Source organism: Imperialibacter sp., assembly GCF_048007035.1.
Lineage (GTDB): Bacteria > Bacteroidota > Bacteroidia > Cytophagales > Cyclobacteriaceae > Imperialibacter.
The window spans coordinates 529156-541573 of sequence record NZ_CP180355.1 but is presented as its reverse complement, the minus strand read 5'-3'; the positions used below and the strand labels follow the sequence as shown (position 1 = coordinate 541573).

Below are 12418 nucleotides of genomic sequence, written 5' to 3'. Positions count from 1 at the left end.
AAAAAGAGTCTCATGAAGCCGACAAAACATGGGGATGGCTTGACAGCTTTCATGAGACAAAGTCCGTGTTCTTGAATTTCGCAAACAAAAACTACTTAGACTATGAAATCAAAAGTACTGAAAAAAATTGCAATTATGTCAAAATACGCTGTTTATGGCATGATTCTGCAGACTGTATTATGCACCTTTATATTTGCCAGTGAAGGCGAAGCACAACGAAAAAGCCTCGAAGAAATACTGATTACTGTCGAACTGGAAAATGTAAAAATTGAGGAGGCGTTTTCCAGGATCGAAGGAGTCACTGAATTCGACTTTGCTTACAAGAAAAGCGATCTCGACAAAAGTAAACGTATCACGCTCAGTTCTGAGAACGAAACGCTCTCAAAGCTGCTGCTTGATATTGCGAGAGAGACAGGCCTTCAGTTCAGAAGGATTGATGAAACCATCAATGTCAATAAAGCCAGGGACGAAAACGATGCCGTTTCTGATGTATTGACTCAAAAGGGCCTTTTGGAGGTAATCACCGTTTCAGGCAGGGTTACAGACAACACGGGAGCTGGCATTCCCGGGGTCAATGTTCTTGAGAAAGGTACTAGCAACGGTACAATCACCGATTTTGAGGGCTATTACAAGATTTCGGCTGACGAAAGTGCTACCCTGGTGCTTAGCTTTGTGGGTTATAAAGCGAAAGAAGTGCCGATCGGCGGCAAGCAAACCCTGGACGTGGTTCTTGAGGAAGACGTAACAAGCCTCGAAGAGATAGTGGTAGTAGGATTTGGCGAGCAAAAGAAAATCAACCTCACGGGTGCGGTTTCTTCGGTCAAGTTTGACGACGAGACCAACAACCGACCAATCACCAATGCCTCCCAGGCACTTGGTGGTAAAGCGACCGGCCTTTGGGTGAGCCAGAATTCAGGCAAGCCCGGTAGCGACGGTGCCCAACTGCGGGTAAGGGGCTGGGGTACGCTCAATAATTCAAACCCGTTGGTAATGGTGGATGGTATCGAGGGATCATTTGACCAACTAAATCCTAATGACATAGAGAGTGTAACCATTTTGAAGGATGCCGCCAGTGCCGCTATCTACGGATCGAAAGCAGCCAACGGAGTTATCCTTGTTACCACTAAGCTCGGTAAGAAGGGAGACAAAATGTCTGTGAACGTATCCTCATACGTTGGCACGCAGCGCCTTGGCAGGCGGTACAACTCGATTACGAATAGCGCAGAGGTAATGGATATTATCAACCAGGGCTTGATTAATGATGGCGCAAGTGCTCTTTTCCCCGATTACCTGATTAACGATTTCAACAATGGTAACGACAAATACAAATACCCAAACACCGACTGGTTTGACGAACTTTTCCAAAATGCGGGTATTCAGGAGCATAACTTGTCGCTGAGCGGCGGGTCAGAACAAACTTCTTCATTTCTTTCATTCAATTACCTCAACCAGGATGGAATGGTGCCCAACACCAGTTCTCAGCGTTATGGCATAAGGGCCAATGTGGAGAATAATGTAAATAAATGGCTGAACGTGGGTGGCCGGTTAAACTACATAAGAAAAAACTCAAATGAGCCTTATGCCGATGCTACCTATGGCTCGCTGGGGCGTGTTTTTGAGATGCTTGGAGGAGCTGCTCCATTCATTGCTCCGTACACAGCCGATGGCAGATATGGATCTGTTCAGGCACTTGATAACGGAGGCAACCTGCTCTATGACAACAGAAACCCACTGATTGATGCGGACAATGGGAAAACGAACACGGACATTCACTATGCCACCATCAATGCGTTTGCAGAAGTGAAGCTTGCAGAGGGGCTGAATGTTAAAACAACCATTGCCTCAACGAATAACTGGGCATTGACAGACAAATTCAACGAGAGTGTGTTTGGCTACACAGATACTGGTGTGGAAACCACAACGAAAAACTTTAACCGGGAGGGGTTAGAGATCAGCAGAAGAAACGTTGCAACAATCAATAATAGCTTATTCAGCACCCTTAACTATCACAAAACGTTTGCCGAGCAGCACGACATTTCTTCCACAGTGGGTATTCAGCTTCAATCAACAAACATCAAGGATCTGTATGCCCGCAGAACGATGGCGCCAAAAGAGGGCCTTACCCAGGTGGATGCAGGAACCTCCGGTATTCAGGGAACAGGTAACTTCGTCGGACTAAACATGTACTCCTACTTCGGCAGGGTTAATTACGCCTTTCTTGACAGGTACCTGTTTGAAGTGAACCTCCGGGCCGATGCATCTTCCAGATTTATGGATGGCAGCCGCTGGGGTGTATTTCCAGGTTTTTCGGCTGGTTGGAGAATCATCGATGAGCCCTTTATGCAAAATGTGGGCCTCTTCAGCAATTTGAAACTGCGTGCCTCCTGGGGGCAGCTGGGGAATCAGAACATCGCCGGCTACTGGCCTTATCTCACCGTAATCGAGCAAAGCAACCCGTTGAGCTACAGCTATGGCGGCGTGTTTTCACCTGGTGCGGCTGTCACATCCCTGGTTGACCAGAATATTACCTGGGAAACCAGCTCCACATTGGATGTGGGAATTGATATGGGTTTGTTTGACGGAAAAGTAACAGTAGAAGCCGACTACTTCAAAAAGGAAACCACCGATATCATAGTCCAGCTGCCCATCCCACGGATCATGGGAGGTATTACAGCACCTTATGAAAACGTAGGTGAGATGGTAAACAGCGGCCTTGAGTTCATTGTCAATTACGATAATCACTCCATGAACAGAGATGTTTTTGGCTACAACGTTGGCATGAATTTCACCTACATAGACAATGAAGTAACGAAGTTCAGAGGTGGTGATTCTCCAGACCAGCTATATCTTATCAGAGAGGGATACTCCTATCAGTCGTTGTATGGATTCAAGGCAGAGGGTATCTACCAATCTGATAACGAGGCGCTGGAGCATATGAACGCTAACGGGTTTAAGCCAAAGGCTGGTAATATCAGATTCGAGGACGTAAATGGTGACGGAAGACTTGGCTTCGAAGATAAGCAGGGTTTAGGTAACACAATACCCAAGCTGACATTTGGTATTACTTCCAGCCTTAAATACAAAGGTTTCGACTTGAATATTCTCTTTCAGGGGATTGGTGGCGTGAATGTCTACACGCAGAACAACTTTACCAATATCAGTTTTGAAAACCAGGTTTTTTCCGAAACATGGAGAGATGCCTGGACACCTGAAAACACCAATACAGATGTGCCAATGATCCGGTTCAACAATTCCTGGGACAATCAGCAGTCATCGTATTGGGTACGAAAACTCAATTATATCAAGCTTAAGAATATCCAGGTTGGCTACGCATTCGACAAAAGCGTACTCGAAAGAGTCGGCTTTCAAAGGATTTACCTTTTTGCCAATGCACAGAACGTTTTTTCTATTGTGAGCAAAGATTACGAAGGGTATGACCCCGAAAGAAACACGTTCGACAACGGATACAATCTCTATCCGATTCCTGTCATAGTTACAACTGGTATTAACCTTAACTTCTAAGATCATGAGAATCAAAAATATATTTACATATACCCTACTAACAGTGCTACTCCTTTCTGCCACAAGCTGTGCAGATGAATTCCTGGATCTTTTTCCGGAAGACAAGATTACTTCGGCTAATTTTCCTCAAAACGAGTCGGACATAAAATTGCTGCTCAACGGCGCATATGCTCACTTAAGAGAGAACTCGATTTACAATGAGGGGCTTTTCGGCTTTGGTGTACTTGACGGGGCCACTCCAAATGCTTTCAACTGGGGCAACACACCCATAGCAAAAACCGGGAACGGGCAGCTTTCGGCCAACGATGGCGACATTGTCACCTTCCGCTGGACAAGGTGCTATGGCATCATTTTCCGTGCAAATTACCTCCTTGAATCAATCAAAAAGGTCGAGCTTAATACCGAAGCAAAGCTATTGTACGAGGGTGAGGCCCACTTTCTGAGAGGGCTGGCTTATTCGTTGCTGGCTGATTCCTACGGAGGGGTGCCTATCATCGAATCATCTCTGACAACCGAGGAAGCCAGAACAATTGCAAGGGCTACATTGGCCGACACATGGTCCCAGGCCATTGCCGATTATGACGAGGCAATTCAGAACCTGCCTTCTGACGCTCCTGAAGTAGGTAGGGCAACTAAAGGTGCTGCCTTGGGATTGAAAATGAGAGCGCTGCTGTATCAGGGCAAATATCAGGAAGTGTTGACTGTGGTAGATCAAATAGACGCATTGGGCAAGTATTCCCTGTTTCCCAGCTACGAGGGGCTGTTCAGGTTGGAAAATGAAAATAATGAGGAGGTACTTTTCGATGTTCAGTACATTTCTGGTGAAAACTCTCAGGGCTCCCTTCACGATCAGTACTGCGGTACCGGTACAGGCAGTTGGACCCGTGGTAGCCGCTACGTACCTACCGATGACTTGGTGAACGCTTACGAAACTATAGACGGATCTCCGGTTGACCCCGACAATAAATATGAGAACCGTGATCCACGATTGAAGTTTACAGTGGTTACCCCGGGCTCGTTTATTCTGGGCTACCAGTTTCCAAACTACATCTATCCGGGAGGTGCATTCAATCATCCAGGCAACAGGTTCAAGCATTTGAGCAGCAGAAAGTACCGTATCGAACCGGAGGCTTCATTGCCAGTTTCGGGCCAGTCTTCGCTCAACAATATTGTGATGAGATACGCAGACGTTCTCCTTGCAAAGGCAGAAGCCATCATAGAAACAGGCGGTAACATCGATGAAGCCGTGGCATTGATCAACAGAGTCAGGACTGAAAGAGACGATGTGAAAATCACAGCCCTGCCTATGGGTCTTTCAGTAGAAGTGGCAAGAGAAAAGCTTAGGCATGAAAGAAGAATCGAGTTTGCACTCGAAGGGCTTTACTGGTCTGACATCAGAAGATGGAAAATCGGTGCGGATATCTACCCTGTTGAGATAAAGGATCACACAGGCGGCCTTATAGAGACCAAGTTTCCTAATGGATACCTGGACTATTACGACCTGCTACCAATCCCCAACAGTGAGATTTCGCTGAACGAAAACCTCGTTCAAAACCCTGGTTGGTAATGACGGCCTGCATTGGAAACAGCACGAGGTTAGGTGGATTAGTTGGAGTTTTAGTGTTGATGGTGGGTTTGGTGTTATCGAGCCCCCATCATGCTAAAGCAGTTGCCAGCAAGAAGCCCAATATTGTCTTCATACTAGCCGACGACTTAGGCTATGCAGATTTGAGCAGTTACGGATCCACCTGGATCCGTACGCCCAATTTGGACAAGCTGGCAGCAGAAGGTATTCGTTTTACCAACTTCTATGCGCCGGCGGGTGTTTGCACGCCTACCAGAGCAAGTCTGATGACAGGAAGCTACCCGAAACGAGTGGATTTACATGTGGAGGTGTTGTATCCTGACACAAAAAATGGATTGAATCCTAACGAATTCACCCTGGCAGAAATGCTTAAAGAGCAGGGGTACGCCACAGGCATGATTGGTAAGTGGCACCTTGGCTTGTTGCCTGAGGTAAAGCCAAATGCCCAGGGCTTTGACTACTACTATGGCATGCCTGGCCCCAACCATGGTCGGTCTGATCTTTACCGGAACAACCAGCTTGTGAAAGCAAACAAAGACCTGGATTACGATCAGATCACGATGGACTACACCCGGGAAGCCAGGTCATTCATTCAGGAAAATAGTAATAAGCCTTTCTTTCTTTACATGGCCCACAGCGCCATCCATATCCCTCTATACGCATCTCCCCAATTCAGAAGACATGAAGGGTTCAGAGGGCTTTATCAGGATATGACAGAGGAGCTGGACTGGAGCTGCGGAGAGATTGTGAAGGAGCTGGAGAAACATGGCATTCTGGATAATACAATTGTGATTTTCACCTCGGACAACGGCCCTGCCGGAGTAGCCGCTGCGCCACTGCATGGTGGGAAAGGAAGCACCTGGGAGGCAGGATTCCGGGTACCGCTCATTGTCCGCTGGCCTGAAAAGATCAAGGCGGGAAGTGTTTCCCATGAGCTCGCTACTATGATGGACTTCTATCCAACAATAGCCAAGATTGTGGGTGCCAAAGTGTCGAAGGAACGAGCGATCGACGGTCATAATATTTTGCCACTGCTAACTGGCGACAGGGCCAAATCAGAGTATGAATTCCTTTGCTATTACGGCAGAGATGGCAAACTGGCTGCCATCCGCCAGGGAGACTGGAAGTTGCACCTTGCCGAGCCTAGTGAACGATGGGCCGGGAAGCAACCTGTGGAGGAAGCGCTGCTCAATACCAGGCCAACGACAGCATTACCCTGGCTTTACAACCTGTCGACCGACATAGGCGAAACGAAGAATGTTGAATCTGCCCACCCTGATGTAGTAGAAAAACTGAGGAAGACGGCAGCATCATTTGACGCTACGCTGGACGCACAGCTAAGACCAAAATATGGTGCAGAGAAGAGATAGCACAGGACTATTTCGTAGCCAGCAAGAGAAATGAAGCCTTGCTATGGCTCTGAGAATAGAATTTTTTGACGGATTGAAAAGAGTTGATTTTATGTTTCGAAAACGATATTTGCTGTTGATGCTGGTAGCCTGCATCGCCTTTGCAGCGAGAGCCCAGAAAACTGTTTCTACTGCAAAGCCTAATATTCTGCTCATTCTCACCGATGATCAGGGATACCATGATGTGTCGTACTACGGCACCGAGGACATCCGAACGCCTTATATAGACAAGTTGACGGCTGAAGGGATGAGGTTTGATAATTTCTATGCTAACTGCCCCGTTTGCTCACCCACCAGGGCCGCATTGCTTACCGGGCGGTATCAGGACTATGTGGGGGTGCCCGGTGTAATCAGAACCTACCAGGAAGATAACTGGGGCTACCTTGACCCTAAAGCAATCCTGCTGCCAAAAAAACTGAAAGAGGCGGGGTATAACACTGCCATTATCGGTAAGTGGCACCTTGGACTGGAGTCTCCCAACATCCCAAATGACCGTGGTTTCGACTACTTCCACGGCTGGCTGGGCGACATGATGGACGATTATTGGGCGCATCGCCGCCATGACATCAACTACATGCGGCACAACAAGCAGGTGATTGACCCGGAAGGCCATGCGACTGATTTGTTTACTAAATGGTCTATTGACTACATCAAAAATGAAGCGAAGGATAGCAAGCCTTTCTTCTTGTACCTGGCTTATAATGCCCCACATTTCCCTGTGCAGCCTCCAACAGACTGGCTGGAAAAAGTGAAGCAAAGAGAGCCTGGTATTACTGAAAAGAGGGCCTCACTGGTGGCCTTTATTGAACACCTCGACGATGGAATCGGCAAAGTTCTTCAGGCGTTGAAAGAAAGTGGTCAGTACGACAATACTTTAATCATTTTTAGCAGTGACAATGGCGGACACCTCCCGAGCGAAGCCAACAACGGGCCACTGCGTGACGGGAAACAGAGCATGTACGAAGGAGGGTTGAAAGTGCCCACAAGCATAACCTGGACTGGCAAGATCAAGCCAGGTGCGATATCTCCGCAAATGAACCTCAGCATGGATCTTTATCCAACTTTGCTGGAAGTAGCAGGTTTGAGAGCCAGCGAGCCAATTGAAGGGCGGAGCTTCCTGGCTACCTTGCTTGGCGCTCAGCCGCCAACGGAAACCCGGCCAATGTATTTTACAAGAAGAGAAGGCGGAGCTACCTACGGCGGGCTTTCCATCTATGCACTTAGGTTGGGAGACTGGAAGCTTGTGCAGAACAGCCCTTATCAACCGCTAGAGCTGTTCAATTTGAAGGAAGACCCAAAAGAGGAAAAAGATGTAATAAAGGAGAACCCTGACGTCTACAAAAAACTCAATGCGCTTTTGATGCAACATATTCAGCAGGGGGGGCAGGTTCCGTGGCAAAAGCCTGTAGACGGGAGCAAATAAATAATGAACTGTAAAAAAATGTAGTTTGGTTGGTGAGTGTTGTAAAACCACTGGCATGAATTGTCCATGTCAGGCGGTTTTATGAACTTTCTTCGCCGACATCACTAGTTAGATAGAGCAATTAAAATTTATTCTGATGGAGAAATCACAAAAAAAAGTAGGAGTGTTCAGTCTTAAATGGCCGCTATTGGGTCTGCTGATTATGTTTTATGGCTGCACAAGTTCTAGCCAAAAAGAGGAGTCGGCGGAGGAGGCGCCATCAGCGACACCCAACTTCGTCGTCATCTTCGCTGACGACATGGGCTATGGTGATTTAGGTGTTTACGGCCACCCCACCATCAAAACACCCAATCTCGACAAGATGGCATACGAAGGCCAGAAGTGGACAAATTTCTACGTGGCAGCAAACGTATGTACACCCTCCAGGGCTTGCTTGCTCACCGGCCGATATGCTGTGCGAAATGGGATGACCAGCAACAAACGCTGGGTGCTCTTCCCAGACTCTGATGGCGGTCTGCCTCAAACTGAAATCACCATTGCCAAGGCGTTAAAGGGAGCAGGTTATGCCACGGCTGCGGTAGGTAAATGGCACCTGGGGCACCTGCCTCAGTACTTACCCACCAGTCATGGCTTTGATTCTTATTTTGGCATTCCTTACAGCAACGATATGGACAGGGTTTCGGTAGAAGGCGGTGACCAAAGAAAGGTATTCATGGATCCGAAGGTCGAGAATTTCAATGTGCCGCTTATGCGCAACGAGGAGATCGTCGAAAGACCTGCTGATCAAAATACGATAACGAAAAGATACACCGAAGAAGCGGTCAAGTTTATCACCGATAACAAGGACAAGCCTTTCTTCCTGTACCTGGCGCACAACCTGCCCCACGTGCCACTTTTTACCTCCGACGAGTTTAGAGGCACAAGCGAACGGGGTCTTTACGGAGACGTTATAGAAGAAATAGATTGGAGTGCCGGCCAGATTGTGGAGACTTTGAAAAAACTGGGCATAGACAAAAACACACTCGTTGTGTTTACCTCCGACAATGGCCCCTGGGTGATATTCAATAGCCACGGAGGAAGTTCAGGATCCCTTTATGGTGCTAAGGGAACTAGTTACGAGGGAGGCCAGCGGGAGCCAGCCATTTTCTGGTGGCCGGGCACTGTCAAACCAAACGTGGTGTCGGGTATTGGTAGCACGCTGGACATCCTGCCGACCTTTGCCAGCCTTGCAGGGGTTGAGCTGCCGCAAGACCGAACTTACGACGGCTACGATCTGTCGCCAGTGTTAAAATCAGGCGCTTCATCTCCCAGAAATGAAATGATTTATTATCATCAGGAGCGGATATTCGCTGCTAGAAAAGGTGATTACAAGCTTTACTTCTATAAGAATAATCCGGCGGGGTACCCTGAGAAGCTGGAGAAACTGACGAAATATCAACTATTTAATCTGTCAGTCGATCCCTCAGAAAAATATGACGTGATAGAAGAAAACCCTCAAATAGCAAAGGAAATAGAAGAGATGGTAGCACAGCATGAGGCTGGGGTGGAGCCCGTGCTCAACCAGTTGGAAAAGCGAATTGGTGAGCCATTGTCAAACGAAAGCAAATAAGGTTGAATGAATACCAGGTAGAATCGACCCATCTGGGTCGATTTTATTTCTTATTTTGCCCACTGTAAAATATGCTCTTTAATGATTAACAAGCTTTGGATCTCTATTCTGACCGCAGGAGTACTTTTTTCCTGTTCTACACCAACAAGCAATACTTCTTCTGCAACCCAGTCGCAAGCTGGGGACTCGGCTGATGCCCCCGAAGAAATGGTCTTCATCCCATCCGGCGCCTTTACTATGGGCGGTAAATCGGATCAGGCTTCACCCAATGAGTACCCTAATCATCAAGTAGAGGTTTCTGCCTTTTTCATGGATGAGCATGAGGTAACCAATGCACAGTTCAAAGCATTTATTGACGCCACGGGCTATGTGACCATTGCCGAGAGAGCTATTGACTGGGAAGAAATGGCGAAGCAGTTGCCTCCAGGCACGCCCAAGCCTGCTGATTCCATTCTGGCACCCGGCTCGCTGGTTTTTCGGGCAACTGCTGGGCCCGTCAACCTCAGGGACTACAGCCAGTGGTGGGAGTGGGTGATTGGGGCCAACTGGCAGCACCCGGAAGGCCCAGGATCATCTCTTGATGGGAAAATGAATTTTCCTGTTGTGCATATCGCTTACGACGATGCCCTGGCATACGCAGAGTGGGCCGGCAAGAGATTGCCCACTGAAGCAGAATGGGAGTGGGCTTCGATGGGAGGTCAGGATGGAGTGAAATACCCGTGGGGTAATGAATCGGTGGAGACTGCATTTACTAAAGCGAATTTCTGGCAGGGCTTCTTTCCCTACGATAACGAGGAGAAGGATGGCTTTTTTGGTGCAGCACCAGTCAAGTCATTCCCAGCCAATGGCTACGGGCTGTATGATATGGCCGGTAATGTGTGGGAATGGTGCTCCGACAAATACCATGAAGAAGCCTACAAAATGGCTGAGGAGCAGGGTAAAGTGGAAAACCCAAAAGGCCCAGATTCCTTCTACGATCCCAACGAGCCGTATGCTGAAAAGCATGTGGTGCGGGGCGGTTCTTTTCTGTGCAACGACAGTTATTGCAGCGGCTACCGGGTAGCCCGCCGCATGAGTTCCAGCCACGACTCAGGACTCAACCATACAGGATTCAGGTGTGTGAAGGATATTTGATTTAGGGGAAGTAGCGATAGATTTCTTTTCGGTGCAGCACTCTTTCAAATGTTAGTATTTCATTTGTGTAGCTGATACCAACCCGATAGTTGCCAAAGCGTATTCTGTAATAGCTGGGATAACCTTTTAGTTTTTTTATGCTGTTGATCGAGGAAATTTCATCAAGGGTAAGTATCTCTTCAAAAACAAAAGCTTCGATCTTCGTTCTTTCCTTTGACGGAACGGATGCAAGGTCTTTTAGGAAGTTTTTAGCAAACCTTACATTCACTACTTTGCTTTTTGCAGCTGTTGATAGGCTAATTTGGCTTCATCAAAAGTCAAAGATTCAGAAGAATCATTTTCTTCTATCAGTTTGCCTAGTGCATAGTCTTCAATTACTCGCTCAATTTTCTCGAACTCCTGAATGTCAATTTGAACAGCTACCTTTTTCTGCTTTTCATCAACTATATATTTTTTCTTAATTGCTTCCATGACTTACTGGCCTTTTGCAGTTTAAAGATAAGAACAAAATTATATTAAACGGAGTCGCTTAGCTACGGTTCAGGTTCTCGCTAGTCACCTTCAGTCAGCGCTTTGATCCGGTTTTTTACCATCGTCGCACCAGGATTAATTTTCAGGTATCTTTCGTAATATTCCAGGGCCTTTTTCCGATCTCCTTTTTTGTCCCGGTATATGTCGCCGACTGTCAGATAAGCGGAGCTGCTTTTAGGATAGTTTTCAATATTCAAGAGGTAGCATTCAAGTGCCTTGTCGTATTCTTTTCGGACCATAAAGTTGTAGGCCACGACGTTAACGACTGCTTCGGGTGGTGGAAATGAAAAATGGACATCTTCGGAAAATCGTTCAAAATGGGTTTTTAGTTTTGCTGCATCAGGGTTATCCGACTCAATGTTGATGCGGTATTTCTCAAAAATAAAATGGAGCCCATCCAACTCTGCGAAAAGTGGCACAGAACCATGGGTTTCAGTTTCGTATTTTTCATAGTTGAATCTAAATCCCGATGCTCCAGATGTTTGCAAGGTCGTCACAATTCTATCAACAGCCCGATCTGTTGTTAAACGCTTAAAGCTGTTTTCGGTGACCCGATTAGATATGCCCAAAAAGATCGATTTGTTAACCAGCTTCGATTGCATACCCTCTTCTTCGAACTTTTTTATCGCCATATTATCGTCCCATCCAACGGTCGGATCGATGGCGATAAAGGCATTGAACAGACCCGGCCGGGAGTAGGCTGAATAGAGTGCCAGCAAACCGCCAAGAGAATGCCCAACGAATAGTCTAAATGGAGCCGTGAGGTAAGTTTTGTCGATGTGAGGGATCAGCTCTTTCTCGATAAAGTCTAGAAACTCCTCTCCGCCGCCAGTCGTGTTAGCCTTACTATTGGGTTTCTCCAACAATGAGTCATTGCTGGTTGGGGTCAAATCCCGCCACCTGTCTGTATTGCCAATGGCAACGACTATCATTTGTGGAAGGTAAAAGGGTGACCTGGCATCAACAATGCCGCTTACACTGTGAAAGTGACTCTCACCATCCAGCACATACATCACGGGATAGCTCTTCGGATGAGACGATTTATTACTGTAGCCATCAGGAAGATACACCGCATAGTGCCGTTTTTCATTCAGGATTTTGGAATGAATAACATGCGATTTGCCGATAACAATATCAGTGCCTCCCTCTTGTGCCAATGCCTTGATTGACACAAGCGATATGAAAATAGGTAGAAGAAGTTTCAA

At 47.1% G+C, this 12418-nt stretch carries 9 protein-coding genes; 6 read left to right on the top strand and 3 right to left on the bottom strand.

The features are described from left to right. The first annotated feature begins 102 nt into the window (after positions 1–102). From ACMVP2_RS02440 to ACMVP2_RS02415, 6 genes are all read left to right on the top strand, one after another. Positions 103–3522 carry a SusC/RagA family TonB-linked outer membrane protein gene (locus ACMVP2_RS02440; protein ID WP_416866570.1) on the top strand — a complete coding sequence of 1140 codons (3420 nt, stop codon included), beginning with the start codon at positions 103–105 and terminating at the stop codon, positions 3520–3522. Positions 3523–3526: 4 nt separating this feature from the next. Beyond that, positions 3527–5089: a RagB/SusD family nutrient uptake outer membrane protein gene (locus ACMVP2_RS02435; RefSeq protein ID WP_416866569.1), complete on the top strand. Its 1563-nt coding sequence runs from the start codon at positions 3527–3529 to the stop codon at positions 5087–5089. Then, positions 5089–6477, top strand: a complete 1389-nt coding sequence (locus ACMVP2_RS02430; RefSeq protein ID WP_416866568.1) for a sulfatase — start codon at positions 5089–5091, stop codon at positions 6475–6477. The genes ACMVP2_RS02435 and ACMVP2_RS02430 overlap by 1 nt, the downstream gene beginning before the upstream one ends. Positions 6478–6568: 91 nt before the next feature. Continuing rightward, on the top strand, positions 6569–7939 hold the full coding sequence (locus ACMVP2_RS02425; protein WP_416866567.1) for a sulfatase: 1371 nt from the start codon (positions 6569–6571) through the stop codon (positions 7937–7939). 136 nt (positions 7940–8075) lie between these two features. Then, complete coding sequence (locus ACMVP2_RS02420; RefSeq protein ID WP_416866566.1) at positions 8076–9548, top strand: sulfatase; 1473 nt, start codon at positions 8076–8078, stop codon at positions 9546–9548. An 81-nt stretch (positions 9549–9629) separates the two neighbouring features. Continuing rightward, on the top strand, positions 9630–10682 hold the full coding sequence (locus ACMVP2_RS02415; RefSeq protein WP_416866565.1) for a formylglycine-generating enzyme family protein: 1053 nt from the start codon (positions 9630–9632) through the stop codon (positions 10680–10682). A gap of 1 nt (position 10683) precedes the next feature. On the opposite strand, the gene ACMVP2_RS02410 is transcribed toward ACMVP2_RS02415, so the two are convergent. From ACMVP2_RS02410 to ACMVP2_RS02400, 3 genes are all read right to left on the bottom strand, one after another. Beyond that, positions 10684–10950, bottom strand: a complete 267-nt coding sequence (locus tag ACMVP2_RS02410; protein ID WP_339786330.1) for a type II toxin-antitoxin system RelE/ParE family toxin — start codon at positions 10948–10950, stop codon at positions 10684–10686. Then, positions 10950–11153 carry a hypothetical protein gene (locus ACMVP2_RS02405; RefSeq protein ID WP_339786333.1) on the bottom strand — a complete coding sequence of 68 codons (204 nt, stop codon included), beginning with the start codon at positions 11151–11153 and terminating at the stop codon, positions 10950–10952. The genes ACMVP2_RS02410 and ACMVP2_RS02405 overlap by 1 nt, the downstream gene beginning before the upstream one ends. Positions 11154–11233: 80 nt before the next feature. Next, on the bottom strand, positions 11234–12418 hold the full coding sequence (locus ACMVP2_RS02400) for an alpha/beta hydrolase-fold protein (RefSeq protein WP_416866564.1): 1185 nt from the start codon (positions 12416–12418) through the stop codon (positions 11234–11236).

Excerpts from the sequence above, each read along its gene's own strand:
- ACMVP2_RS02440 (WP_416866570.1), top strand. The coding sequence starts at position 103 with ATGAAATCAAAAGTACTGAAAAAAATTGCAATTATGTCAAAATACGCT.
- ACMVP2_RS02435 (WP_416866569.1), top strand. The coding sequence starts at position 3,527 with ATGAGAATCAAAAATATATTTACATATACCCTACTAACAGTGCTACTC.
- ACMVP2_RS02430 (WP_416866568.1), top strand. The coding sequence starts at position 5,089 with ATGACGGCCTGCATTGGAAACAGCACGAGGTTAGGTGGATTAGTTGGA.
- ACMVP2_RS02425 (WP_416866567.1), top strand. The coding sequence starts at position 6,569 with ATGTTTCGAAAACGATATTTGCTGTTGATGCTGGTAGCCTGCATCGCC.
- ACMVP2_RS02420 (WP_416866566.1), top strand. The coding sequence starts at position 8,076 with ATGGAGAAATCACAAAAAAAAGTAGGAGTGTTCAGTCTTAAATGGCCG.
- ACMVP2_RS02415 (WP_416866565.1), top strand. The coding sequence starts at position 9,630 with ATGATTAACAAGCTTTGGATCTCTATTCTGACCGCAGGAGTACTTTTT.
- ACMVP2_RS02405 (WP_339786333.1), bottom strand. The coding sequence starts at position 11,153 with ATGGAAGCAATTAAGAAAAAATATATAGTTGATGAAAAGCAGAAAAAG.